The 25396-nt window shown below is 71.6% G+C and carries 23 protein-coding genes and 1 pseudogene; 11 read left to right on the forward strand and 13 right to left on the reverse strand.

Annotation, left to right across the window (positions count from 1 at the left end):
• Positions 1–49: 49 nt before the first annotated feature.
• The 5 genes from ACQF4J_RS06350 to ACQF4J_RS06370 form a co-directional block, all read right to left on the reverse strand.
• A complete protein-coding gene (locus ACQF4J_RS06350; RefSeq protein ID WP_427164983.1) occupies positions 50–850 on the reverse strand; it encodes a hypothetical protein in 801 nt (266 codons plus the stop codon).
• Positions 847–1386, reverse strand: coding sequence for an RNA polymerase sigma factor (locus ACQF4J_RS06355; RefSeq protein ID WP_427164985.1), 540 nt, complete (start codon positions 1384–1386; stop codon positions 847–849). Before ACQF4J_RS06355 ends, ACQF4J_RS06350 begins: the two co-directional genes overlap by 4 nt.
• Before the next feature lie 844 nt (positions 1387–2230).
• The gene (locus ACQF4J_RS06360; protein ID WP_351579834.1) at positions 2231–2665 is read right to left on the reverse strand and encodes a hypothetical protein; all 435 of its coding nucleotides are present in this window, start codon (positions 2663–2665) and stop codon (positions 2231–2233) included.
• 593 nt (positions 2666–3258) lie between these two features.
• Complete coding sequence (locus ACQF4J_RS06365) at positions 3259–4092, reverse strand: serine hydrolase domain-containing protein (protein ID WP_427164988.1); 834 nt, start codon at positions 4090–4092, stop codon at positions 3259–3261.
• 12 nt (positions 4093–4104) lie between these two features.
• Positions 4105–4260, reverse strand: a complete 156-nt coding sequence (locus ACQF4J_RS06370; protein ID WP_427164990.1) for a hypothetical protein — start codon at positions 4258–4260, stop codon at positions 4105–4107.
• A gap of 202 nt (positions 4261–4462) precedes the next feature.
• Here ACQF4J_RS06370 and ACQF4J_RS06375 point away from each other — a divergent pair, with 202 nt between their 5' ends.
• On the forward strand, positions 4463–4717 hold the full coding sequence (locus tag ACQF4J_RS06375; protein ID WP_427164992.1) for a type II toxin-antitoxin system VapC family toxin: 255 nt from the start codon (positions 4463–4465) through the stop codon (positions 4715–4717).
• A gap of 424 nt (positions 4718–5141) precedes the next feature.
• Positions 5142–5891: pseudogene (locus ACQF4J_RS06380) on the forward strand (MFS transporter); the annotation flags it as partial.
• Positions 5892–5974: 83 nt separating this feature from the next.
• Here the strand turns inward: ACQF4J_RS06380 and ACQF4J_RS06385 are convergent.
• On the reverse strand, positions 5975–7834 hold the full coding sequence (locus ACQF4J_RS06385) for an endoglycosylceramidase (RefSeq protein ID WP_427164994.1): 1860 nt from the start codon (positions 7832–7834) through the stop codon (positions 5975–5977).
• Between the two features lie 93 nt (positions 7835–7927).
• Positions 7928–9919: a GTP-binding protein gene (locus ACQF4J_RS06390; protein WP_427164996.1), complete on the reverse strand. Its 1992-nt coding sequence runs from the start codon at positions 9917–9919 to the stop codon at positions 7928–7930.
• Between the two features lie 261 nt (positions 9920–10180).
• On the opposite strand from ACQF4J_RS06390, the gene ACQF4J_RS06395 reads away from it, so the two are divergent.
• The 7 genes from ACQF4J_RS06395 to ACQF4J_RS06425 are packed head-to-tail and all read left to right on the forward strand — an operon-like array spanning position 10181 to position 17672.
• The gene (locus tag ACQF4J_RS06395; protein ID WP_351579820.1) at positions 10181–10651 is read left to right on the forward strand and encodes a (2Fe-2S)-binding protein; all 471 of its coding nucleotides are present in this window, start codon (positions 10181–10183) and stop codon (positions 10649–10651) included.
• Positions 10648–13020 (forward strand): xanthine dehydrogenase family protein molybdopterin-binding subunit, encoded by a 2373-nt coding sequence (locus ACQF4J_RS06400; protein WP_351579817.1) that lies wholly within the window; start codon positions 10648–10650, stop codon positions 13018–13020. Before ACQF4J_RS06395 ends, ACQF4J_RS06400 begins: the two co-directional genes overlap by 4 nt.
• On the forward strand, positions 13017–13871 hold the full coding sequence (locus ACQF4J_RS06405) for an FAD binding domain-containing protein (RefSeq protein ID WP_351579809.1): 855 nt from the start codon (positions 13017–13019) through the stop codon (positions 13869–13871). Before ACQF4J_RS06400 ends, ACQF4J_RS06405 begins: the two co-directional genes overlap by 4 nt.
• Positions 13872–13895: 24 nt before the next feature.
• Positions 13896–14771 carry an AAA family ATPase gene (locus ACQF4J_RS06410; protein WP_351579806.1) on the forward strand — a complete coding sequence of 292 codons (876 nt, stop codon included), beginning with the start codon at positions 13896–13898 and terminating at the stop codon, positions 14769–14771.
• A gap of 5 nt (positions 14772–14776) precedes the next feature.
• On the forward strand, positions 14777–15955 hold the full coding sequence (locus tag ACQF4J_RS06415) for a vWA domain-containing protein (RefSeq protein ID WP_427164999.1): 1179 nt from the start codon (positions 14777–14779) through the stop codon (positions 15953–15955).
• The gene (locus ACQF4J_RS06420) at positions 15948–17048 is read left to right on the forward strand and encodes an XdhC family protein (RefSeq protein WP_427165001.1); all 1101 of its coding nucleotides are present in this window, start codon (positions 15948–15950) and stop codon (positions 17046–17048) included. The genes ACQF4J_RS06415 and ACQF4J_RS06420 overlap by 8 nt, the downstream gene beginning before the upstream one ends.
• An 18-nt stretch (positions 17049–17066) precedes the next feature.
• Positions 17067–17672, forward strand: coding sequence for an SRPBCC family protein (locus tag ACQF4J_RS06425; protein ID WP_427165003.1), 606 nt, complete (start codon positions 17067–17069; stop codon positions 17670–17672).
• 195 nt (positions 17673–17867) lie between these two features.
• On the opposite strand, the gene ACQF4J_RS06430 is transcribed toward ACQF4J_RS06425, so the two are convergent.
• Positions 17868–18263 carry a hypothetical protein gene (locus ACQF4J_RS06430; RefSeq protein WP_427165005.1) on the reverse strand — a complete coding sequence of 132 codons (396 nt, stop codon included), beginning with the start codon at positions 18261–18263 and terminating at the stop codon, positions 17868–17870.
• A gap of 102 nt (positions 18264–18365) precedes the next feature.
• Entirely contained in the window at positions 18366–18866 is a 501-nt protein-coding gene (locus tag ACQF4J_RS06435; protein WP_351579791.1) for a metallophosphoesterase family protein, read from the reverse strand.
• Positions 18867–19059: 193 nt separating this feature from the next.
• Here ACQF4J_RS06435 and ACQF4J_RS06440 point away from each other — a divergent pair, with 193 nt between their 5' ends.
• Positions 19060–21015, forward strand: a complete 1956-nt coding sequence (locus tag ACQF4J_RS06440) for a glycosyltransferase family 2 protein (protein WP_427165007.1) — start codon at positions 19060–19062, stop codon at positions 21013–21015.
• A 4-nt stretch (positions 21016–21019) separates the two neighbouring features.
• A complete protein-coding gene (gene rfbC, locus ACQF4J_RS06445) occupies positions 21020–21628 on the forward strand; it encodes a dTDP-4-dehydrorhamnose 3,5-epimerase (protein ID WP_351579785.1) in 609 nt (202 codons plus the stop codon).
• On the opposite strand, the gene ACQF4J_RS06450 is transcribed toward rfbC, so the two are convergent.
• From ACQF4J_RS06450 to ACQF4J_RS06465, 4 genes are read right to left on the reverse strand one after another with little or no spacing between them, the layout of a single operon-like run.
• The gene (locus ACQF4J_RS06450; protein ID WP_351579782.1) at positions 21618–22421 is read right to left on the reverse strand and encodes a class I SAM-dependent methyltransferase; all 804 of its coding nucleotides are present in this window, start codon (positions 22419–22421) and stop codon (positions 21618–21620) included. The genes rfbC and ACQF4J_RS06450 overlap by 11 nt on opposite strands.
• Positions 22418–23290 carry a dTDP-4-dehydrorhamnose reductase gene (gene rfbD, locus ACQF4J_RS06455; protein WP_351579779.1) on the reverse strand — a complete coding sequence of 291 codons (873 nt, stop codon included), beginning with the start codon at positions 23288–23290 and terminating at the stop codon, positions 22418–22420. Before rfbD ends, ACQF4J_RS06450 begins: the two co-directional genes overlap by 4 nt.
• Positions 23287–24255, reverse strand: a complete 969-nt coding sequence (gene rfbB / locus ACQF4J_RS06460) for a dTDP-glucose 4,6-dehydratase (protein WP_351579776.1) — start codon at positions 24253–24255, stop codon at positions 23287–23289. The genes rfbD and rfbB overlap by 4 nt, the downstream gene beginning before the upstream one ends.
• A complete protein-coding gene (locus tag ACQF4J_RS06465; protein ID WP_351579773.1) occupies positions 24252–25319 on the reverse strand; it encodes a glucose-1-phosphate thymidylyltransferase in 1068 nt (355 codons plus the stop codon). The genes rfbB and ACQF4J_RS06465 overlap by 4 nt, the downstream gene beginning before the upstream one ends.
• Positions 25320–25396 lie beyond the last annotated feature (77 nt).

Genomic DNA, 25396 nt, shown 5'->3' on the forward strand with positions numbered 1-25396 from the left:
GGGTCTCTCCTGATGGTCCTGTTGATGCTGTGATCTCGTTGACGGGAAGTCAGTTGCCGCTACGCAGGCGGCGGAAGGGGGAAGCAGCGAGCGGGGTGAGCGCGGCAAAAGCCACCGTGGTCACCGCCCAGACGGCGGTGCTGCCCGGCTGCAGTGCCGGTGACAGGGACCGCGCCGCCACGCTCGGCAGCAGGACGGCCGCACACCAGGTCAACGCAAGGGCGATCGCCGCGCGTTGTACACCGATGAGGGCGCCGAGCACGAGGGTGGCCGCCGTGAACGCCAGGCACGGCAGGAGGCTGAGAGCCAGCGAGCATCCGGTACTCACCCCCGCCACCAGCAACGCCGGAAGCACGACGAGGAGCACCGCGAGCGTCCGCCGTAGAACCATGGCCAGGCCGGCCGCGGGTGTGGCGGCGATCAGTTCCCAGGCCGGATCGGTCCGGCGGCTCCAGGCCACCGCGACGCCGGGCAGCGGGGCCACCGGAGCCAGCAGCAGCACGAGCGACGGCAGGCTCGGCTCGACGGCATCGAGGAGCATGCCGCAGCCCAGTACCGCGGCGGTCACCGCGAGCCACGGCAGCAGCGTCCAGGCGAGCCACCGTCGGTGGACGGCCCCTGCGCGAGTACGCTGCCGGGCCGGCGACGGGCTCGCTTCGAGCGCCCGGTCGAGCGAGACGGCGACACGATCGAGCAGATCCCTCGTGGCAGGGGTGGCCTCGGCGGCCAGTTGCGCACGGCAGTCGGCGCACCCGTCGAGATGGACCTCGATCGACCAGAGCGCGGCGTCGTCGAGCCCCGGGCCGCCGTCCGCGTAGCGGGCCAGAAGCATGGTGGTGGGATGAGTCATGACAGCGCCTCCCGCAGCGCGATCCGGGCCCGGCGTGCGCGAGTCTTGACCGTGCCCTCCGGCACGCTGAGGAGCACCGCCGTCTGTCGCACCGACAGGTCGTCCAGCACCATGGCCTGCAGCACCTGCCGCAACTCCGGCGGCAGCCGCAGCAGCGCCTGTTCGAAGTTCTGGTCGACGCGGGTCGCCATCACCTCGTCCTCGGCGGCCGGAGCGGTCGTCTCGAGCAGGGCGACGGTCGGCACCCGCTCCTGGCGGGCGCGCCGACGGAAGGCGTCGACGAGTCGGTTCGCGGCGATCGACCAGAGCCAGCCGACCGCGCTGCTCTCGGTCACGGAACCGGCATAGCTGCCGGCCGCGCGCCACACCGCCAGATAGGTCTCCTGGAGCACGTCGGCGACGACGTCCTCGTCCGCGCACCGACGGCGCAGCCGCACCGCCAACCAGGGTGAGGTACGCCGATACAACTCGTCGAACGCCGCCCGGTCACCGTCGGCGACGCGACGCACGAGTTCCGCCTCTTCGAGGCCTGCCATGCCTTTCACGATCAGGGAGACGAAACGACCGTCCATTCAGGTTCTCGCACGCCTCGCCGCCCTGGCGAGGACAACAGCGCTTGACCCGGGCGCCGTTCACACCCGGACGTCAGCCGGCCTGCTGGTCGACCGGCTCCGGCTCGTTGCTGCGGGGCGGCGAACCCGCGGTCGTGGACCTGTGCGGGGGCCATCAGACCGAACGCCAGCAGTACGGCCGAAGAAGCCGGAACGCGATCCGGAACAGCAGCACGTTCGGCACCGTCGGCATCTTCAGGGCGACGAGGACGTCCAGCGGGGCTGTCACGAGCAGCGCGCGGCCGCCGTACCGAGGCCGGAGCTGTCGGAGGGGAGGCGCCCATGGAGGTGCCGAGGGTGTTGGAGACGAGGACCGCCGGCCGGAACAGGGCCCAAGCCCAGGGAAGTCGCGCTGTTCGAGAGGTACTTGTCGAACGGCAGGGCGCCCGCCCCTCGATGGGGACGAGCACCCTGTGACGTGAGTCGATCGCACAACGGCGATCGCCGTGATCGACCTTGGCCAGCGTCTACCTGAACGCATCCTGAACACCTGACAGTTGATCAGGCCGCTTGATGTGGAACCTGCTGAGGCACCGGCACGTCCTTCCGGGGCGCGGACAGGTGGATGGCCGGGCCGAGGACGACGCGAGCGCGACGGCGGTGATGGCCAGACCGAACAGCATCGCGGAGAGCCAGTAGCCGAGGTTCATGCGCTCGGAGAGGAGGCCTGCGGCCGAGGTGCCGGCGAAGGTGAACCTACCCCTGCGGCCGTTGCAGCACGACCGCGGGGACAGGGCCCGGCGACCTTGGGCCGCCGGGCCCCTCGCGGCTACTTGTACGTGGCGATCACACAGTGCCGTGCTACGTAAACCCGCTTGCCGTTGGAGGCGGCCACCGGCAGCCAGTCGCGGTACTTCGGTGCCCCCGCGTAGCAGCGATAGCTGCCCCCGTTGACGTAGTCACCGCAGTTCGTCTCCTGGTGCCAGCACCAGGCGCCCTTCGGTGCCTTGACCGACCCCACGGCCGCGCTCCCGGTGGAAGCGCCGGCCCGCAGCGTGACCTTGCCGGGGTTGCCTCCGCCGGTCCGCGGCACCGCGTACCAGGCGCCCTGTGCGTGCACAGAGCCCGTGCCGTGCGCGGCCGGGTCGGCGGACGCGCCCGGTGCCGAGGCCAGCAGCGCGGCGGCAAGCCCCAGGCCCGCCAGGCCACCTACGGCCGACCCGCGCAGCCACGAGCGTTGCCCGAGCCGAGTCCCTGTCCTCATGTTTCCCCCTTCGGTGGTTGGTTCCGGCTCGTGGTCGGCGAGTCGGGCGTGCGGGCACTTCCGTGGCGGGGGATTCGCGCCCTGTTCGGGCCGTACCGAGGCCGGGTCACCCGCCGCCGTGTGGTGCCGGAGCAAGAAGTTACGCACGAGAGCGCGCCGGGTCGTCACACGCAGGGTTGAATCCCAACCCCGCCCACGGCAGTACGCCGACGGTTCCTGCAACCTGCGCGGTACCGCGGAAGGTTGACGCAGTGATTCTTAATGCGGTCCATCCTGCAACCTGAAGATGATCATGTACGCCGTTTCCGCCGCGTGCGGCCGCAGGAAAGGCCACTCATAGGTTTTGGCTCCGCAGACCCGCGCGAAGCCTCGGAAGGCATGCGCAGCTGGCCGCCGAACGGGCCGCCGAGGTGCCACCTCACCCTGGCGCGGAGCGCCGCGGTGAGGTGGATCCACCCTTGTCCGCCCCAGCACCGCGGATCGGTACCCTCCCGCAGGGAGGCCGCGTCGCCCTTCGTCCACCCCGCCAGGCAGGGCGTCTGCATGGTTCAGCTCCCCGCATCGACGACGCGTGCGCATTCGTTCCGGTGTGGTCAGAGAGTCTTGCGGCCTCGCCTTAGCACTTCAATGCCGGCTTGGTCCGTTTCCTCGGGTGCCCCGCCAAGGCGGTGGATCATGACCCAGCGGCCGTCGTCGATTGCGCCGGCGAACAGCGAGGCGTCGCGCGTGGCGCCGTTGTGCCAGCGCAGGGAGCCTGCCGTCTGCCAGGACGGCGCGGGATCGCCCAACCTGCGTTCTATGAGGAGTCGTACGACCAGGTCGGCAGCCGCGCGGGGGGTGGCCCACAGGCCCCCTGCGGGCAGGATCGCGCCGTGCATGGTCCACGGCTGACGGGCCCTTCCCAAGCGGCTCCGGGCCAGTAGGTACGTGCCCGGGTCCGGGGTCGCGGTCACTTCGGTGATGTCCAGCGGACGCAGGACGTACTTGGTCACCAACTCCTCATAGGTGGTGCCGGCCGCAGCGGTCAGGGCTTCACCGAGGACGGCGTACCCGAGATTGGAGTACTCCTCTCGTTGGCCGGGGGGGCAGGTGGCGATGGTGTCGAGCCGACTCAGCAACTGGTGCACGGTACGACGGTCGAACCTGGCGTATGGGTCACGACGCGCGATCCGAGGTGGCAGACGCGGAAGGCCGGACGTGTGCCGGGCCAGGTCGAGGAGCGTGATCCCGGTTCCGGGAGTCGCCGGAAGCCATCGCTCAAGGGGGTCGTCGAGCGCGAGCATTCCGGCCTCGGCCATGCAGGTCAGCGCAGTGCCCGTGATGACCTTGGTGAACGAGCCGATCTCGACAAAACGGTCCACGGCATGACCATCACTGACTGCCGGTGGAGCGGCGTTGCTCAGGACACAGGTGGGGATACGGCGCACCGCGGGCCTTTCTCAAACGGGCTGGCTTTCAACTGTTGCGGGTGGCAGGGCACATGCCGCCGTGCTTCCTGGCATGCGGTGACGGTTGCGCGACACGCAGCGGTACACCGCCCAGGCGTCGGTGAGTGTCGTCGTCATGATGTCATCCCGCAGCCAGAAGATGATCATGTACGCCGTTTCCCGCCGCGTGCGGCCGCACGAAGGGCCACTCAATCGCCCTCCAGCCCCGGCACTCCTGGAAGTCACCCCACACGATCTGTTGGCTCCGGACCACCACAAGCGATGCTCACGGGCCCCCGCAGTGCACTCGCAAGGAGGGCAAGCTCTACAGCTTCGAGGACGTCCTGCTGATCTCCGAGGTCGTCTGGGGATGCAGCGCGGCGGCAAGCTCACCGACAAACAGGTGACCAAGGCCCTGGCCGACTTCACGTCGCTGTCCCTGGACAAGCAGGACACCCTCGCACTGTGGGAGCGGGTCCGCGCCCTCCATGCCAACGTGAGCGCCTATGACGCCCAGTACGTCGCGCTCGCCGAATCCCTCGGCGGGCCCCTGATCACCCGCGACGGACGAATCCAGCGCAGCGGCGCAGCCAAGTGCACCATCGAGGTCTTCGCCGCGAACTGAACCCGCCGGCGTCGGCGCGGCACACCTGCCCGCCCGCGTTGCCCTTTGCCCCCGCCACTGACCTGATGGCCGCCGACCCGACGTTCCGGCATGGCGCATGGTCGGCGGCCAGCAGGAGCAGGAATCCCCTGCCCGAGGAAGCCCTGCGTCTTCCGTTCCTCCAACCCGCTCTTTTGACCGCCCGGCTCATCTCCTCGTTCCGCACCCCCCGCACTCGCCGCTAAGCAGGGCTGGTCATCTGACCGACGTAGGGGCGGACCATGACCATGCGGTGCCGGCGACGCGACGGGCGGTGTTCTCGCTGCAGTCGGGCGTGGCCGACTCAGGGGTCGGCCGCGCCGGCAGCCCGCTTGGTCAGGGGCACAGGCCCCGGCCGGAGTTGTAGTAGATGTCGATCGAACCGCTCCAGGTCATGCACTGGCCGGGCATGGGCGGTGTGGCCCTGTCCGGGTACTTCACGCCGCGCATGCACCAGCACAGCGAGAACCTGCCGTTCCTGGTACTCGCGGTGGCCCTGGCCGGCTACGCGGTGCTCGCGGTCTTCCTGATCAACGACGAGCCCGGACGTCCGGTCCCCTCCACCCCGCTCACGCAGCGGCTCGCGCGGGCCGGACGGCTGCGGGTCACCTGGGAACTGTCCGCGCTCTACGCGATCGGTTTCGGCGGCATCGTCGCCTTCGGTGTCCATCTGCCCACCTACCTCAAGACCTGGTACGGGCTCGGCGCCACCGACGCGGGCAGCAGGGCGGCCGGTTTCGCCCTGGTCACCGTGGTGTTCCGGCCGATCGGCGGCCGGCTCGCCGACCGGGTCCATCCGGCCGTGGTCACCGCCTGGGCGCTGGGCGTGGTGGCGGCCCTGGCCGTCGTCCAGGCCTTCGACCCCTCGCTCACGCCCGGGGCGACGATCTGTCTGCTGGTGATGGCCGCGGGTCTGGGCACGGCGAGCGGTTCGGTGTTCGCCCTGGTGGCCCGGGTCGCCCCGCAGCCGCAGGTCGGCGGCGTGACCGGCATCGTCGGGGCGATGGGCGGGCTCGGCGGGTTCGTCCCGCCGCTGGTGACGGGCGCGGTGTACAGCGCGAAGAACTCCTACTCCATCGGTTTCATGCTGCTGTCCGCCCTCGCCCTCGCCGGATGCGTCTACGCCTACGGCCGTATGCGCACCGCCGGCCGCGACGCCGGGGGCGGCCTCCCGGGCGGACGTGACGCAGAAGGTCCCCGGCTGAGGGGTTCCGCGCGCCGCCCGCCCGGGCCGGCCGGTCAGAACCGCGCCGCAGCCCAGGACGCCAGCTCGGACTTCGCCGCGGCCAGCAGGGACGCCGACGGTGCCGTCGCCCCGTTGGTGATCAGCGCGTAGTGCAGGACTCCGGAGTCCGAGTCGGTGAGCAGCAGCCGCCGGCTGCCCGTGCCGCCCGGTTCGGGCGCCGCCGCGACCGGGGTGGAGGCCGTGTACGCCGGCGGTCCGTAGACCGTGCCGAGGTCGGAGACGACGGTGGTGCCGGCGGACGGGAAGGAGGCGGGCAGGTGCAGCTCGGTGGGCGCCGAGCCGCTGCCCGACCTCCACACGAGCAGTCCGTACTGGCCGGAGCCGACGAGCTGGGCCACGTTCGGCAGCGAGCCGGGCACCGGGTTCCAGGTCAGGGTCGTCGAACCGTCGCGGGAGCGGTCCTCGTAGGTGAAGGCGAGTGTCGTGCCGGCGGTGGCAGCGGGGTAGACGCGGTCGAGGAGCCGGGCGTCCTGACGGAGCGTCACCGCGCCTGAGTCGTCGAGCTTCACGGCCGAGAGGTCCTCGTCGTTCCAGGCGTCGCCGGAGGTCTGCACCTTGCCGGAGTTGCCGTTCATGAGCTCGTGGTGGCGGCCGTTGTAGATGTCCCACTGCCACTGGTTGCCGGAGAGCACCGGACCGGACGCGGACGGGTTGCTCCACCAACCGGAGCCCGGCAGGCGGGAGTCGAGGGCCTGGTACATCGCCTTGTCGACCGTCGGGGCCTTGCCGGCCACCGATCCCGACAGCGGATGGCCGAACTCGCTGACCACGGCGGCGGTCCCCGCGGCCGAGGCCCGGTCCCGGACCGTGCCGAAGTCGCCCGCGTACTGCCCGTCGGAGGCGTTGCCCCACATCAGGATGCCGGAGATGGCCTTCTGGTCGTAGAAGTGGGTGTTGAAGACGTACCGCGGGCCGAGGGTGCCGGCGTCGAGCAGGCCGCCCTCCTGCTTCTGGGAGTCGATGTTGGAGTTCCAGAAGAGGTTCGGCTCGACGAAGGCGGGCTTGTCCTGCCAGCCGGCGGCGTCCATCCGGGCACGGAACTTCTGATAGAAGGGCCACAGCAGGTTCTGTTCCCAGGAGCGGCTGGTCTGGCCCGAGTCGTAGCTGCCGGCGTACGGCTCGTTGTAGGGGTCGAAGCCCACCACGCCCGCGAACTCCGCGCCATTGAGGTGCTGTTGGACGTAGGCCATGGTCTTCTGGGCGGTGTCCAGGAAGGAGTCCTGCAGGCCGTAGGTGTTGTGCCAGAAGTCGTACTGCGCCTTGGTGACGGCCTGGTTCTGGGTGATGTTCTGCCCCCAGAACAGACAGATGCCGCACGACTCCTGCGGATAACTCCCGAGGGTGACGGCCCACTTGGGGGCGCCGTCGCCGGTGTACCAGCTGCCCGAGTTGAACAGGTAGCGGGAGTAGAGGTCCTGGTGGAAGTCGGGGTAGACGCGGATGCCGGCGTCGAGGAAGGCCCGCATCTGGTCGGTGGCGGCGGCCAGGTAGGCCGTGTCGACCGTGCCCCGGGTGGGCTCGGCGTGCGCCCAGGACAGCAGGAAGCGGACGGAGTTGCCGCCGCCGAGGGCGCGCAGCGCGGTGGCCGACTTCCTGGCGTCGGCGACCGAGGCGAAGGGCAGGCCGCTGTTCTCCTCCAGCTTGGTCTCGCCGGAGACGTTGTAGCCGCGCAGCACGACCTCGCGGCCGTTTCCGTCGACGAACCGGCCGTTCTGCACGGTCAGGGGGGACTCGTCGAACCACAGGGAGTCGGGGAGGGTGGCGGCGGCGGTGGCGGACGGCGCGCCCGTCACCGCCAGGGATCCGAAGAGGACAACCAGGACAACGAGCAGACGCGTCCGGATATTCGGCATGTCCACTACAGTCTGGCCATTTCCGGACACCGTCAATACTTCTGACTCTTGAGTAAGTTTCAGTTTTTGCCCGTACGTTCTTTCCCAGCCACCTCAACTGCCCACTCGACGCGTCACGTTCAACAGGTACTCCCTGCGGTTGAGGGGGTTGTGGTCGGTGCGCGGGCGTTCCGGAACGGTTCCGTGGGCGATCCGTGCGTAGTGGTCGAAGGCACTCTCCAACTCGCCCTCCCCGCGGGTGATTCCGGGCAGCCGGCGCCCGAGCGCGTGCACCTGTCCCGCCGGGACGTCGCCCTCCAGCACACAGGTCGCCCCGCGCGTCTCGGTCGTACGGGGCACGGCCCGCAGGGCGGCCAGCACGGGCAGCAGGGCGCCCAGGGTGTCGGCCGGGGCCTCGACGCGGAAACGGTGCATCGGCTCCAGGACGCGGGTGCCGGCCCGCCGCAGCGCCGCCATCAGGACGAGCGGGGTCAGCCCGCGGAAGTCGGCGCCGGTGCTCGACATGCTCTTGTCGAAGCCCTGGTGGGCGTGGCTCTGCCGGGGCGAGTAGCCGCAGTGGGTCATGGTGACCGTGCAGTCGCCGACCTGCCAGCCGTGCAGCCCCTGCCCGAGGGTTTCGCGGACGGTGTCCTCGACGGCCTTGAAGAAGGCGTACGGCATGGAGCCGAGCTCCACCTCCAGCCGAAAGCCGACGCCCGAGCCGGCCGGGGCGGGATCGACGCGCAGTCCGACGGTGGCGAGGAAGGGGTTGGCGCCCTTCTTGTTGAACTCGACGGCCGCGCCGGACCCGGCCGGCCGCTCGACGCAGATGACCGTGGTCTCGCGGAAGTCGACGTCGAGGCCGAACTCGTCGGCCAGGGTGGCCTGGACGACCTCCTTCTGCACCTCGCCGTAGAGGGACACGGACAGCTCCTGGCGCACCTCGTCGTGGCGCAGGCCGATCAGCGGGTCCTGTTCGGCCAGTTGGGTGAGCGCGGTGTGGAGCCGGCGCGGGTCCACACCGGGGCCCGGCACGACGACCGTCTCCAGGGTGGGCGGCGCGAAGAAGTGCTCGTACGCCTTGCGGGGTTCGCCGAGCGCGTCGCCGATCCGGATGTCGGCCAGTCCCCACAACCGGGCGATCCGGCCGGCCGGGACGGCGTCGTCCCGGACGTCGGTGCCGTGGTCGAAGACGCTGATCGCGGTGACCCGGCCCTCCTCGCGGTCCGCGCCGTTCTCATGGCCCTCCCCGAAGGGGACGCGGTCGCGGACGCGCAGGGTGCCGGAGAACATCCGGGCGTACGCCACCTTCTCCCCCGCCGGACCCCGTTCGACCTTGAAGACGGTCCCCGAGACCGGTCCGTCGGGGTCGCCGCCGGCCGACGGCAGCAGGTCCCGGATGCCGGTGATCAGGGCGTCGACGCCCGCGCCGGTGATGGCGGAGCCGAAGTAGACGGGGTGGACGAGGGCGGAGCGGGACTGGGCGGCGAGGGCCGCGCGGACGGTGGAATGTGACATACCACCGTGCTCGACGTACTCCTCCAGCAGCCTCTCGTCATGGTCGGCGAGCACATCCGCCGCCTCCGCCACGAGCCCCGCGTCGAAGCGCGCCCCGGGCGTGCCGAGACCGTGCGCCATACCCATGGGCACGATCGCCGGCGTGAGCCGCTCCCGGATCGCGCGCAGGACACCCTCGCCACGGGCCCCGCGACGGTCGATCTTGTTGACGAACAGCAGGGTCGGGATGCGCAGCCGCTGCAGGGTCCGCATCAGGACGCGGGTCTGCGCCTGGACGCCCTCGACGGCGGAGACGACCAGCACGGCACCGTCGAGCACACCGAGGACGCGCTCCACCTCGGCGATGAAGTCGGGGTGGCCGGGGGTGTCGATGAGGTTGACCGTGACGCCGTCGACCGGGAACGAGACGACGGCGGACTTGATGGTGATGCCGCGCTGCCGCTCCAGCGCGAGGGTGTCGGTCCGGGTGCTGCCGTGATCGACGCTGCCGATCTCGTCGATCACCCCGACCGAGTGCAGCAGCCTCTCGGTGAGGCTGGTCTTACCTGCGTCGACGTGCGCGAGGATTCCGAGGTTGAGCAGATGCACCGAGCGTCATGTCCTTCGTCATGGGAGGGATTCCTTCCTGGGTGGACATGGACGCAGTGCGCATGAGTGCTCCTCGCGGTGGGACGACGGGACCCCACGAGTGCAGCAGAGCCGGTACGGCACCGGCAATGGATTAACGCTCAACGAACCGTGCCGGAGCACTCGCCGCGTCACGCGAGCGGTCTTAGAGTGACGTACATCACGATCGGGCGATGTTTCCCCCTGCTCCCTCTCTCGGCCCGCTCAGTCCCTGGAGGGCATATGACCCACATCTCGGTGAAGGTGGACGGCACGACGTACGAGGACGACGTGGAACCCCGCCTCCTCCTCGTCCACTACCTGCGCGACCGTCTCGGTCTGACCGGTACCCCGATCGGCTGCGACACCTCCAACTGCGGGGCCTGCACCGTCGAGCTGGACGGCGTCAGCGTCAAGAGCTGCTCGGTGCTCGCCGTCCAGGCCGACGGCAGCGAGGTGACGACGGTCGAGGGGCTGGCCCGCGACGGCGAGCTGACCGCCCTCCAGCGGGCCTTCCACGAGAAGCACGCCCTGCAGTGCGGCTACTGCACTCCGGGGATGCTGATGGCCGCCCGCGACCTGCTGCGCGAACACCCGCACCCCACCACGGACGAGATCCGGCAGGCCCTGGAGGGCAACCTGTGCCGGTGCACCGGCTACCAGAACATCGTGCGCGCCGTGCAGGCCGTGTCCGAAGAGGAGGTCCCGGCATGACCGACCAGGCCGTGCAGGGCGAGGTCGGCCGCGCCCGGCCCCGCAAGGAGGACGCCCGGCTGATCACCGGCCAGACCAACTGGACCGACAACATCAGTGTCAACGGCATGCTGCACATGGCGATCCTGCGCAGCCCGATGGCCCACGCCCGCATCACCCGCGTGGACGTATCACCCGCGCTCGAACGCCCCGGTGTCGTGGCCGCGTTCAGCGGCGCCGACCTCGCCGAGGGGCTCGGCTCGCTGCCGTGCGCGTGGCCGGTGACCGAGGACATCGTGCTGCCCGACCACCCGCCCATCGCCGTCGACGAGGTGCGCCACGCCGGCGACCCGGTGGCCCTCGTCGTGGCCCGCGACCGGTACGCGGCCGCGGACGCGCTGGAGGCCGTCGAGGTCGACTACGAGCCGCTGCCGCCGGTGCTGGACCTGGAGGCCGCGCTCGCGGACGACGCCCCGCTGGTCCACTCGGACAAGGGCACCAACCGCTGCTACGTCTGGCCGCTGAAGACCGGCGAGGACTTCGACTCGGTACGGGAACGCGCCGAGGTGACGGTCAAGCGCCGTTACCACCACCAGCGGCTCATCCCGAACGCGATGGAGCCGCGCGCGGTCGTCGTCACCCCGCTCGCCGCCTCCGGGGAGTACACGCTGTACTCGGCGACGCAGATCCCGCACATCCTGCGGGTGATGATGGCGGTGGTCACCGGCATCCCCGAGCACAAGATCCGCGTGATCGCCCCCGACGTCGGCGGCGGCTTCGGCTCCAAGCTCCAGGTGTACGGCGAGGAGGCCCTGGCGCTCGCGGTCGCCCGCCGGATCGGCCGCCCCGTGAAGTGGACCGAGTCCCGCTCCGAGGGATACCTGGCCACGCACCACGGCCGCGGCATGATCCAGGACATCGAGATCGCCGCGAACCGGGACGGCAAGCTGCTCGGCCTCAAGGTCGACCTGCTGACCGACATGGGCGCCTACCTGATGCTGGTCACGCCGGGCATCCCGATCCTCGGCGCCTTCATGTACCCGGCGATCTACAAGATGGACTCCTACGACTTCACCTGCACCGGCGTCTTCACGACCCGGACGCCGACCGACGCCTACCGCGGCGCCGGACGCCCGGAGGCGACGTACGCCATCGAACGGATCATGGACGAGCTCGCGCACGAACTCGGCCTGGACCCGGTGGAGTTGCGGCGCCGCAACTGGATCGGCCACGAGGAGTTCCCGTACACCTCGATCGCCGGCCTGACCTACGACAGCGGCAACTACGAGGCGGCGACCGAGAAGGCGCTCGCGCTGTTCGACTACGACAAGCTCCGGGCCGAGCAGGCCGACCGCAACAACCGGGGCGACACCGTACGGCTCGGCATCGGCGTGTCGACGTACACCGAGATGTGCGGCCTGGCGCCGAGCCGGGTGCTGCGCGACCTGAGGTACGCGGCCGGCGGCTGGGAGGCGGCGAGCATCCGCATGCTGCCCACCGGCAAGGTCGAGGTGATCACCGGCACCAGCCCGCACGGCCAGGGCCATGTGACCAGCTGGAGCCAGATCGCCGCCGACGTGCTGGGCGTGCCGTTCGAGGACATCGAGGTCGTGCACGGCGACACCAAGGCTTCCCCGCAGGGCATGGACACCTACGGCTCGCGCTCCCTCGTGGTGGGCGGATCGGCCGTGCACCACGCTGCGGTGAAGGTGGTCGACAAGGCCCGGAAGATCGCCGCGCACCTGCTGGAGGCGAGCGAGCAGGACCTGGAGTTCTCCGGCGGGGTGTTCTCCGTGAAGGGCTCCCCGGACGCCCGCAAGACCATCCAGGAGATCGCCTTCGAGACGTTCACCTCGCACGATCTCCCGGACGGCCTGGAACCCAGCATCAACGCCGAGCACCTGCTCGAACCGGAGAACTTCTCCTACCCGCACGGCACCCACCTGTGCGCCGTCGAGGTCGACACCGAGACCGGGCAGACCCGGATCAGGTCGTACGTCTGCGTCGACGACGTCGGCAAGGTCGTCAACCCGACCATCGTCGAAGGACAGGTGCACGGTGGGCTCGCGCAGGGCATCGCGCAGGCCCTGTACGAGGAGGCCGTCTACGACGACGAGGGCAACCTGGTCTCCGGCACGATGGCCGACTACCTCGTGCCCTCGGCGCCGGACCTGCCCGAGTTCACCACCGAGCGGACCGAGACGCCGTCCACCACCAACCCCCTCGGGGTCAAGGGCGTCGGCGAGGCGGGCACCATCGCGTCGACCCCGGCCGTGGTCAACGCGATCGTGGACGCCCTGCGGCCGTTCGGCGTCGACGACATCCGGATGCCCTGCACCCCCGAGCGGGTGTGGCGGGCGGTCCGGTCCCAGAAGGAGGCCTCCGCATGATCCCTCCGGCATTCGACTACGTCCGGCCGACCAGCGTCGACGAGGCGGTGCGCGCGCTCGCCGAGGGCGGCGAGGAGGCCAAGGTGCTGGCCGGCGGGCAGAGCCTGCTGCCGCTGCTCAGGCTCAGGCTGGCCTTCCCCGAGCTGGTCGTGGACGTCGGCCGCATCCCCGGGCTGCGCGGCGTGCGGGAGGACGGCGACACGCTGGTCATCGGCGCGATGACCACGCATCACGACGTCGTCCACGACCCGCTGGTGCGCCGCCACGCCGGTCTGCTGGCGGCCGCCACGGCGACCGTCGCGGATCCCGCCGTACGGCACCGGGGCACCCTCGCCGGCTCGCTCGCCCACGCCGACCCGGCCGGCGACCTGCCCGCGGTGGTGCTGGCGCTGGACGGCGAACTGGTGGCGCAGGGGCCGCGGGGCCGGCGGGCGATCGCGGCACGCGACTTCTTCGTCGACTACCTGCAGTCCTCGCTCGAACCGGACGAACTCCTGGTGGAGGTGCGGCTGCCGAAGTCGGACGGCTGGGGCTTCCACTACGAGAAGTTCCACCGGGTCTCGCAGTCCTGGGCGATGGTCGGCGTGGCCGCACTGGTGCGGCGCGACGACGGGCACATCGCCGAGGCCCGGATCGGCCTGACCAACATGGGCGCGGTCCCGCTGCGGGCCACCGCGGCCGAGCAGGCGCTGACCGGCGCCGGGGACGCGGAGGCCGTCGCGCGGGCCGCGGAGTCGGCGGCGGAGGGTACCCGTCCCTCGCAGGACGCGTCGGCCTCGCCCGAGTACCGGGAGCACCTGGCACGGGTGCTCACCCGGCGAGCGGTGCTGGCGGCGGCCGGAATGGGGTGAGGACAGATCACGCACACGCACGGCATGAGCGGCCCGGAGCAGGTGCGGGCCAGGCTGGAGGAGACGGGCTACCTCGTCGACGACGGACTGGCCATCGCCTGTTTCCTGGCGCTCCGGCTGCATCGGCCGATCTTCTGCGAGGGCGACGCGGGCGTCGGCAAGACCGCGCTCGCCTCCGCCCTCGCCGAGGCGCTCGGCGCGCCGCTGATCCGGCTGCAGTGCCATGAGGGCATCGACGCCTCGCAGGCCCTGTACGACTGGGACTTCCCTCGTCAGCTGCTGCACCTGCGGGCCGCGGAGGCGGCCGGGGTGCAGGACGCCGAACGGCTGGAGGGCGAGCTGTACGACCGGCGCTTCCTGGTCGCCCGGCCGCTGCTGAAGGCCCTGGAGACCCAGCCGTCGGTCCTGCTGGTCGACGAGATCGACCGGGCCGACGACGAGTTCGAGGCGTTCCTGCTGGAACTGCTGTCGGAGTTCTCGGTCACGATCCCGGAGCTGGGCACGCTGCGCGCCGAGGTGCCGCCGGTGGTCGTGCTGACGTCCAACCGCACGCGCGAGGTGCACGACGCCCTCAAGCGGCGCTGCCTGTACCACTGGTTCGACCACCCCGGCTTCGCCCGCGAACTGGCCATCGTAAGGCGGCGGTTGCCCGGCGTCTCGGCCCGGCTGGCGGAACAGGTGACCGCACTGGTGCAGGCACTGCGGGCGCAGGACCTGCTCAAGCCGCCCGGCGTGGCCGAGACCCTCGACTGGGCGCAGGCCCTGGACGCCCTCGGCGCCGACGAGGTCGACGCGGAACTGGCGGTCGCGACCCTGGGTTCGGTCCTGAAGTACCGCGAGGACGCGGACCGGGCACGAGGCCTCGATCTGGCGGCGGTACTCGCGGCACGGGGGGCGTGACCGGTATGACGGAGAGCCGGCGGCGCGAGGCGGAGACCAGGGATGCGCCCGGCGGGGATGCCGCCCTCCTCGGGTTCGCCCGAGCGCTGCGGGCCGCCGGTGTGGATGCCAGTGCCGAGCGTGTGCATGCCTATCTGCGGGCGGTGGACCAGCTGCGGCCGGGGATGCGGGGCGACGTGTACTGGGCGGGGCGCCTGACGTTGTGCGGGGGGCGTGACGACCTGGAGCGCTACGAGCGGGTGTTCGCCGCCTACTTCGGCTCCGCCGAGCCCGCCGGACACGCGGTCGCCGCCGCTGCCCGCCCCCGGCTGCGGCTCCTCACCCGGGAAGGCGCCGTGCCACGTCCGGGCGCCGGGCCGGAACGGCACCCGGGTCCGCCCGCGGCCACCCTGGCCAGCTCCACGGAGGTTCTGCGACATCGCGACGTCGGCGGTCTCGACGCCGCAGAGCGCGAGCAACTGCGGCGCCTGCTGGCCGCGTTCACGCTGCGCGGCGAGACGCGCCGCAGCGCGCGCCGGCGGCCGGCCAGACGCGGCCAGGTCGATCCGCACCGGACGGTGCGGGAACTGCTGCGGCGCGGCGGCGAGCCCGCCCGGCTGCGGCGGAACGCGCGCGCCGAACGGCCCCGCCGGCTCGTCCTGCTCGTGGACGTCAGCGGTTCCATGACACCGTACGCGGACGCGCTGCTGCGCTTCGCGCACGCCGCGGCCCGCGGCGCCCCGACGGAGGTCTTCACGATCGGCACCCGCCTGACCCGGGTGACCCGTGAACTCTCCCACCGGGACCCCGACCTGGCGATGGCGGCGCTCGCGGCGGCCGTGCCCGACTGGCGCGGCGGCACCCGGCTCGGGGAGCTGCTGCGCGAGTTCCTCGACCGGTGGGGGCAGCGGGGCATGGCGCGCGGGGCGGTCGTGGTGATCCTCTCGGACGGGTGGGAGCGCGGGGATCCGGAGCTGCTCGGCACCCAGATGCGCCGCCTGCACCGGCTGACGCACCGGGTGATCTGGGCCAACCCGCGCAAGGCGCGGCCCGGTTACGCGCCGTTGGCGGCGGGGATGGCGGCGGCGCTGCCGAGCGTGGACGCGTTCGTCGAGGGCCACAGCCTGGCGGCGCTGGAGCGGCTGGCCGCGGTGGTGCGCGGGGACGGGGCGGCGGACCTCGTGGAAGGAGCGGATCGTGCGTGACATCCTCCCGGTACTCGGCGACTGGTACACGGCGGGTCATCCCTTCGGGCTCGCGACGGTCGTCGCGGTCAGCCGCAGCGCGCCGCGCGATCCCGGGGCGGCGATGGCGGTGGGACCGGGCGACGAGGCCGTGGGCAGCGTGTCCGGCGGCTGCGTGGAGGGAGCGGTCTTCGAGCTCGCCAAGGAGGTCGTGGAGAGCGGGCGGGCCCGGCTGGAGACCTTCGGCTACAGCGACGAGGACGCGTTCGCCGTCGGGCTCACCTGCGGCGGCGAGATCACCCTGCTGGTGCGGCCCGTCACCCGGGAGACCGACCCGGCCTTCGCGGCCGTCGCCGAGTCGGTCGCGGCGGGCCGGCCGGTGACTGTGGCGACGGTGACGGACGGACCCGCCCGCGTCGGGGCCACCCTGGCCGTCTGGCCCGACGAGGTGTCCGGCACCCTGGGCACCACCGGCCTGGACGTGGCCGTCACGGCCGACGCGCGCGGCGAACTCGCCCTCGGCGCCACGGGGTTGCGGCACTACGGCCCGCACGGCGAGCGTCGCGAGGACGCGGTCACCGTCTTCCTGCACTCCTTCGCCCCTCCCCCGCGCATGCTCGTCTTCGGCGCCATCGACTACGCGGCCGCGGTCGCCCGCATCGGCGGCTTCCTCGGCTACCGGGTCACGGTGTGCGACGCCCGCCCGGTCTTCGCCACCCCCAAACGCTTCCCCGAGGCGGTCGAGGTGGTCGTCGACTGGCCGCACCGCTATCTGCGCGGCACCGACACCGACGAGCGCACGGTGATCTGCGTGCTGACCCACGACCCGAAGTTCGACGTGCCGCTGCTGGAGGAGGCGCTGCGCCGGCCGGCCGCCTACATCGGGGCGATGGGCAGTCGCCGTACGCACGACGACCGTATGGAGCGCCTGGTCGAGTCGGGGCTCACCGAGTCCGAACTCTCCCGGCTGCGCTCGCCGGTCGGCCTCGACCTGGGCGCGCGGACGCCCGAGGAGGTCGCCGTGTCCGTCGCCGCCGAGATCGTCGCGCTGCGCTGGGGCGGCAGCGGCGCCCCGCTGACGGTCACCGGGGGGACGATCCACCCGTCGACGTAACGCCCACTGGAGGAAGTCATGGAACTGCACCACGAGTTCACCGTGCCGGTCCTGGTCGATGACGCCTGGCGGACGCTCCTGGACGTCGAGCGGATCGCACCGTGCATGCCCGGGGCGAGTGTCGAGGAGTACGACGGCAAGACCGTCGCGGGCTCGGTGAAGGTGAAAGTGGGTCCGATCACCGTGACCTACAAGGGCACCGCCGTCTTCGAGGAGCAGGACGACACCGCGCACCGCATGGTGCTGACCGCCAGCGGCAGGGAGACGCGTGGCCAGGGCACCGCCCGGGCCACGGTCACCAGCACCCTGACCGAGCGCGACGGCGGCACGGCCGTGTCGGTGCGCACCGACCTGACGGTGACCGGGCGTCCGGCGCAGTTCGGGCGCGGGGTGATGTCGGAGGTGGGCGACCGGATCATCGGCCAGTTCGCTGAATGTCTGTCCCAGCGGCTGGGCGAACCGGCACAGCCGCCCTCGGCCGAGGAGGAGCCGAAGGAGACCGAACCGCTCGACCTGTTCCGTACGGCGGGGGTGCCGGTGGCCAAACGGGCGGCGGTGGGCGTCGCGGCGGCCCTGGTGGTGGCCGTGGTGTACGCGGGGCTGCGGCGACGGAGGGGGCACTGAGCGACCCGCTCGGCCCGCTCTCATCGGCGCTCGGAAGAAAAGGTGTGAAAATGCCACGAAAGGGGTAGGCGGCAACAACGAGGCAGGACTGCAGGACTGCCTCACCACAGCGTCTCTGTGGGAAGGAGGTCCGTGAAAGCGCACACTCGAAGCACCGGGCCGCTTGCCGCAACTGCAGCGGCCCGGACCCATGAGTCACGCCGATCGGATCACCTCGCCCCGGGGACGCCTCCCGGGCAGCAGCGAACCGGGCAGCACGACCAGCGCGAGCACCGCGGCGGCCGCGTAGAGGCCCGCGGCGCCGAGCGCGACCGCATGGAACCCCCGTACGAAACGCGCGCCGTCGGCGGGCTGTCCGGCGACCGCTCCCGCCACCGCGATGCCGATCGCGCCCCCGGTCTGACGTGCGGTGTTGTCCACGGCCGAGGCCGGCCCCGAGCGATGTGCCGGCACGGCGGCGATGGCCGCGGCGACGACCGCCGGGGTCAGGAAGCCCATGCCGCTGCCCCACGGCAGGAACGCGGGCAACAGCACCGCGTGGCCCGTGTGCGCCCCGGCGCGGACCAGCAGCGCCGGACCGGCCGTGGCCACGAGCAGTCCCGCGGCGGCCGGCAGACGCGCACCGACGCGGCTGGTGATCCGGCCGGTGACGGCGGTGCCGGGTGCCCGGGGCGGCTTCGGTGAAACCGGCCTCTACCGCGGTGGCAGCCGGTGCAGCAGCACGTCCGTCAGCCGCCCCTCCTCGACTCCGGCGGTCATGTACGTGCAGTGCGGCTGGCGTCGGCGGTCGGTGGGCGAGCCGGGGTTGAGCAGGCGCAGGCCCCCGGGGGCGGTGGTGTCCCACGGGATGTGGCTGTGCCCGAACACGAGCACGTCGAGGTCCGGGAACCGGGCGGCGCAGCGCGCCTCACGGCCCTGCGCGGCTCCCGTCTCGTGCACGACGCCGAACCGCAGCCCGCCGATCTCGGCGTGGGCGACCTCGGGCAGCCGGGCCCGCAGATCGGGCCCGTCGTTGTTGCCGTGGACGCCGACGAGCCAGCGGCACCGGCTCTCCAGCAGGTCGAGGGTGGCGGTGTCGACCCAGTCGCCGGCGTGGAAGACGACGTCGGCGCGCGGGAGTTCGGCCAGCAGCGGCGCGGGCAGTTCCCTGGCCCGCTTGGGGAGGTGGGTGTCGGCGATCAGGAGCAGGCGCACATGGCCAGCCTACGACCTGCTGGATCTGCATCGCGGAGATCGCGGAGGACGACGAGCCCAGGACGCACGACTGACCGGCACGCGACGGCACTTGCGCGGGCGGGGCGGAGTGGGACAGAGCACCCGGCCGGGTTAGCATCTGGCCACCGCCCGAACACTTACGGCAAGCGAACCGAGGGGGCTCGGAAGCCCGATGCCGGTCAAGGTCAGCGTCATCGTCCCGGTCTACAACCCGGGTCCGTACATCGAGGACTGCGTCACCTCGCTGCTCGAGCAGTCCCTGCCGCCCGACGAGTACGAGGCGATCTTCGTCGATGACGGCTCCACCGACGGCACCCCGGCCCGGCTCGACGAACTCGCCGCCAAGGAGCCCCGGGTCCGCGTGATCCACCAGGAGAACTCCGGCTGGTCCGGCAAGCCGCGCAACGTCGGCATCGCCGCCGCCCGCGGGGAGTACGTCATGCTCGTCGACAACGACGACAGCCTCGGCACCGAGGCCCTGGAACGGATGTACGGCTACGGGAAGGCCAACGGCGCGGACGTCGTCGTCGGCAAGATGGCCGGCCGCGGCCGCTCGGTGCCGGTGGAGCTGTTCCGCCGCAACCGGCCGCGGGCCTCCGTCGAGGACGCCCCGCTCATCGACAGCCTCACCCCCCACAAGATGTTCCGCAAGGCGTTCCTCGACGAGACCGGCCTGCGCTTCCCGGAGGGCAGGCGGCGTCTGGAGGACCACGTCTTCGTGGTCGAGGCGTACCTGCGCGCCGCCAACGTCTCCGTGATCGGCGACTACGTCTGCTACTACCACATCCGCCGCGACGACGCGGCCAACGCCGGCATCCAGCAGTTCGACCCCGTCGGGTACTTCCAGAACCTGCGCGAGGCGCTCGACGTCGTAGAGCGGTACACCGAGCCGGGACCGGTCCGCGACTCCCTCCACCGCCGCTGGCTGCGGGTGGAGATGGTGGAGCGGCTGCGCGGCAGGCGCTTTTTGAAGCTGGCCGAGGACTACCGGCGCAAGCTGTTCGAGCAGATCCACCACATCACGACCGAGCGCTTCGGCCCCGGTGTGGCCGCGGGTCTGCAGCCGACCCAGCAGGTGGTCGCCGCGCTGATCGCGGCGAACCGGTACGACGACGTGGTGGCCTTCGCCGAGTGGGAGGCCGGCCTCTCGCTGCGGGCTCTGCCCGGCGAGGTCGAGTGGCGCGACGGCACCCTGCGCGTCGAGATCGCCGCGGAGTTCACCGCGGGCGGCGCGCCGCTGACGTTCCCCGGCGGCGGGGTCCGGGCCCCGCTCGACGGGCCGCCCCCGAACATCGCCGAGGCGGTGGCCTGGGTGGGCTCCGACACCGTCGCCCGGTTCGGCAAGGCGGCCGTGGACCTGCTGGTGCGCGAACGGTCCACCGCCGCCCAGTACTTCCAGCCGGTCGAGGTCATCCGGGAGATCGTGCCCGTCGGGGACAGCGGGAACGTGCGGCTGGTGCTGCGGGCCACGGCGACCGTCGACCCGGCCGGCGCGGTGGACGGCGGGCCGCTGCGCGCGGGGCTGTGGGACACCTACGCCCGCGTCAGGATGGGCGGCTGGAGCAAGGAGGCCCGGATCGGTCCGGGCCCGCGCAGGGCCCGTGCCGCCGCCCCCGCCGCCGTCGTCGGCGGGCACGTGGTGCTGCCGTACTGGACGGACCAGCACGACAACCTCTCCCTCGATGTCGACCGCGCGAACAAGCGCCTGGGCCTGGACCGCCTCGACCCCGAGAAGGTCACCGTCTCCGGCGACCGGGTGCGGGTGCCCCTGCCGCTGTACGTCCCCGGCGAGAGCCCGGTGCTGCTACGGCTGACCTCGCAGGGCCGGTCGGTGGACACACCCGGCACGCTGGCCCCGGCCGGCGACGGCGCCGTGCTGGAGGCCTCCCTGTCCCTCGGGGAACTGGGCGGCGGAACCTGGCGGACGGCGCTGTGCCCGGCGCCCGCCGACGCGGACGCGCGGTACCTGCCGCTGCCCCTCACCCTGCGGACGGCCAACGGCTCGGTCAAGGTGGTCCGCACTCCACGGCCCTCGGCCGTGGGCCGGCTGGCCCGCAGGGCGCGGCGTGCGCTCGCCGCGATCCTCGGACGGCGTACGGCATCGGCTTCCAAGGCTCGAAAGGCGTGACAGCGTGCGATCACTGGGTATAGAAGGCGCCTGGGCGCTCGAACCGAAGATCTTCCACGACGAGCGGGGCAGCTTTCACGAGTGGTTCCGCGACGCCCAGTTCCGCGAGGCCACCGGGTACGACCTGCCGCTGCGGCAGGCCAACCTCTCGGTGTCCCGCTGGGGCGTGGTGCGCGGCGTGCACTTCGCGGACGTGCCGCCCGGGCAGGCCAAGTACATCACCTGCGTGCGCGGGGCCGTCCTGGACGTGGTGGTCGACCTGCGCGTCGGCTCGCCGACCTTCGCGCAGTGGGAGGCGGTGCGCCTCGACGACGACGCCCGGCACGCCCTGTTCATCGCGGAGGGGCTCGGCCACGCCTTCATGGCCCTGACCGAAGACGCGACCGTGGTGTACCTGACGTCCGAGGGCTACGCGCCCGAGCGGGAACACGGCGTGCACGCCCTCGACCCGGAGCTGGGCATCACCTGGCCCGAGGGCATCCGTCCGGTGCTCTCCCCGAAGGACGAGCAGGCTCCGTCGCTGGCCGAGGCCCGGGAGGCCGGGCTGCTGCCGTCGTACGAAGCCTGCACCGCCCACTACGAGAGGCTGCGCGGCCGCCCGGTCAGCGACTGACGGCGAGCGGCTGCAGCGCTGTCCTCAGCGGTTCCCAGCCCCGGGAGCGGCTGAGGCCGCGGTTGCGGGCGCGCACCAGCGGGCGCCAGAAGTCGGCCTCCAGCAGGGTCTCCGGCGTGACCGCCTTCACCCGCTCCAGGACCGACTCGGGCACCTTCTGCGGGTCGGGCACCTCGAACTCCGCCATGATGTCGTCGTACTTGTCCTTCAGCACGGTGTTCTTGGGATCGGCGCCGAAGACGATGAGCTGGCCGGTGGGCTGGGTGTCCACGAGGACCGTCACCAGGTCCGGACGGTAGCGCTCCAGGATCTCGATGATCTTGTAGACGTCTCCGGTCCAGGCGGTGGTGTGCCGGTCGCGGGCCGCCTCGTCGATGCTGCGCGGCAGCATGTCGTCGAAGACGATCACGCTGGACCAGTCGGAGTGCTTCTCGATGTTGATGAAGTCCCGCAGCGCGTACTCGAACAGGTGCATGCCGTCGATGAACGACAGGTCGAGCGTGGTGCGCCGCCAGTGGCCCAGGGGGCTGCGGCCCCGGCGCAGGTTGCGCAGCGGGTGACGTCCGCCCTTGAGATGTGCGAGGGGGTTGTCGCGGGCGAAGAAGTCGTCGCTGGTGGCCTTCACCAGGTGGACGTCGCACTTGATCTCCGTGACCACCTTGAAGGCCGGGTCGACGGCGATGCTGGGCACGCGCGACAGCTTCAGGCTGCGGCCGTCGTTGACTCCGATCTCCAGGTAGTTTCGGTTGGCGGTGGCCTTGTGCAGGCCCCGCAGGAACTCGTGGCGTTTCACGAAGGGGACTCCTTGCGGATCAGTGGAAGTGCCTCGTGCAGGGCGGCGCGCCAGTCGCGCAGCGGCGGCAGGCCCAGCTGCCGCCAGCGGTCCTGGCCGAGGACGCTGTACGCGGGCCGGGGCGCCGGGCGGGGGAAGGCCCCGCTGCCGACAGGCCGCACCCGGTCGGGGTCGGCGCCGAGGCCGCGGAAGACCTCGCGGGCCAGTTCGTACCAGGTGGTCTCGCCGGAGCCGGTGGCGTGCAGGACACCGCTCGCGCCCCGGCCCACGTGGGGGCCGAGGTCGGCGACGCGTGCGGCGACGTCCGCGCTCCAGGTCGGCTGCCCGTGCTGGTCGTCGACGACGTCGAGGGTGTCGCGGCGGGACTCCAGGTCGATCATCGTGCGGACGAAACTACGCCCGTGGACCCCGTAGAGCCAAGCGGTTCGCAGGATCGCGCTCGATGCGGGGAGCTCCTCGGCCACGGCCCGCTCCCCGGCCAGCTTGGTGCGGCCGTAGGCGGTGCGCGGGTCCGCGGGGTGGTCCTCCGGATAGGGGGTGCGGGCGTCGCCCGCGAAGACGTAGTCGGTGGAGACTTGGATCAGTCGGGCGCCGAGGGCCGAGCAGGCGCGGGCGAGGTTGCGGGGCCCGTCGCCGTTGATCGCGAGGGCCCGTTCCTCGTCGGTCTCCGCGTCGTCGACGGCCGTGTACGCGGCGCAGTTGACGACCAGCTCGGGGCGGTGCTCGGCCAGCGCGGCCTGGACCGCGTCCGGCCGGGTGATGTCCAGGGCCGCGCGGTCGAGGCCGGTGACGTCCTCGCCGCGCCGGGCCAGTTCCTCGACGGTGTCCCGGCCGAGCATGCCGCCGGCACCCGTGACCAGCCACCTCATGCCGACCGCCGCTTCAGGGGCTCCCACCAGGCGCGGTTGTCGCGATACCAGGCGATCGTCTCGGCGAGGCCGGTGGTGAAGTCGTGGCGGGGGCGGTAGCCGAGCTCGTCGCGGGACTTGCTCCAGTCGACGGAGTAGCGCAGGTCGTGTCCCTTGCGGTCCTCGACGTGCTCCACCCTGTCCCAGCCGGCCCCGCAGGCCTCCAGCAGCAGACCGGTGAGCTCCTTGTTGCTCAGCTCGGTGCCGCCGCCGATGTTGTAGACCTCGCCGGGGCGGCCCTTGGTGCGCACCAGGTCGACGCCGAGGCAGTGGTCCTCGACGTGCAGCCAGTCGCGGACGTTGAGGCCCTCGCCGTAGAGCGGGACCTTCCTGCCGTCCAGGAGGTTGGTCACGAACAGCGGGATGACCTTCTCGGGGTACTGGTGCGGGCCGTAGTTGTTGGAGCAGCGGGTGACGCGGACGTCCAGGCCGTGGGTGCGGTGGTAGGCGAGGGCCAGCAGGTCGGAGGAGGCCTTGGAGGCGGAGTAGGGCGAGTTGGGCCGCAGCGGGTGGTCCTCGGGCCAGGAGCCCTGCTCGATGGAGCCGTAGACCTCGTCGGTGGAGATGTGCACGAAGGGGCCCACCCGGTGGCGCAGCGCGGCGTCCAGCAGGGTCTGGGTGCCGACGACGTTGGTGAGGACGAAGTCGGTCGCGCCGGTGATCGAGCGGTCCACGTGGGACTCGGCCGCGAAGTGCACCACCTGGTCCGCCTCGGCGACGAGCTTGTCGACGAGTTCGGCGTCGCGGATGTCGCCCTGCACGAACTCCAGCCGCGGATGGTCGAGTTCGAGGTTGTCGAGGTTGCCGGCGTAGGTGAGCTTGTCCAGCACGGTGATCCGGGGCGCGTCGGGCGCTCCGGGGGCCAGCAGCATGCGGACGTAGGCGGAGCCGATGAATCCGGCGGCGCCGGTGACGAGGAGATTCATGTATGGATCTGCACCTTGCTGTGGTCGCCGAGGACAAGACGGTGGGCGCTGGGGACACTGGGGGCCGGTGTCACCTCGACGTGCCGGCCGATGAGGGAGTTCTCGATGCGTCCCACGCCGAGGATGGAGGAGTCGCGCAGGACGATGGAGAACTCCAGCTCGCTGTCGGTGATCCGGCAGTTCTCCGCGACGGAGGTGAAGGGACCGACGTAGGAGTCCTCGACGACGGTGCCGGCACCGATGACGACGGGCCCCACGATCCGTGAGCGCTCCACCCGTGCGCCCTCCTCGATCACGACGCGCCCTATCGTCTCGGACTCCTCGTCGACCTCGCCGTCGATACGACGGTCCAGGCCCTCCAGGACGGTCCGGTTGACCTCGAGCATGTCGACGACGTTCCCGGTGTCCTTCCAGTAGCCCTTGATGACCGTGCAGCGCACGTCGGCGCGGGCGTCGATGAGGTGCTGGATGGCGTGGGTGATCTCCAGTTCGCCCCGCCAGGAGGGGCGGATGGCGCGGACCGCCTCGTGGATGAGCGGCGTGAACAGGTAGACACCCACGAGGGCGAGGTCGCTCTTGGGGTGTTCGGGCTTCTCCTCCAGCCCGATGACCTGCCCGGAGGCGTCGAGTTCGGCGACACCGAAGGAACGGGGGTCGGCCACCTGGGTGAGCAGGATCTGGGCGTCGGGTCGGTTTCGGCGGAACTCGTCGACGAGGCCGCTGATGCCTCCGACGATGAAGTTGTCGCCGAGGTACATGACGAAGTCGTCGTCGCCGAGCCAGTCCCGCGCGATCAGCACCGCGTGGGCCAGCCCGAGGGGCCGCTCCTGGGGGATGTAGGTGATCTCAAGGCCGAACTTCGATCCGTCGCCGACCGCTTCCTGGATCTCCTCGGCGGTGTCTCCCACGATGACACCGACCTCGGTGATGCCGGCAGCGGCGATGGACTCCAGGCCGTAGAAGAGCACGGCCTTGTTGGCCACGGGCACGAGCTGCTTGGCCGACGTGTGGGTGATCGGCCTCAATCGAGTTCCGGCGCCGCCGGACAGCACGAGAGCCTTCATCTGCTTCACCCTAGCGTCGATCGCCATAAAGAGGGCGTTCGGTCAGGGCTTCCGGGTGACGAAAGCGCTGCGCCGCC

This window comes from Streptomyces sp. C1-1 (assembly GCF_050214755.1).
Taxonomy (GTDB): Bacteria; Actinomycetota; Actinomycetes; order Streptomycetales; family Streptomycetaceae; genus Streptomyces.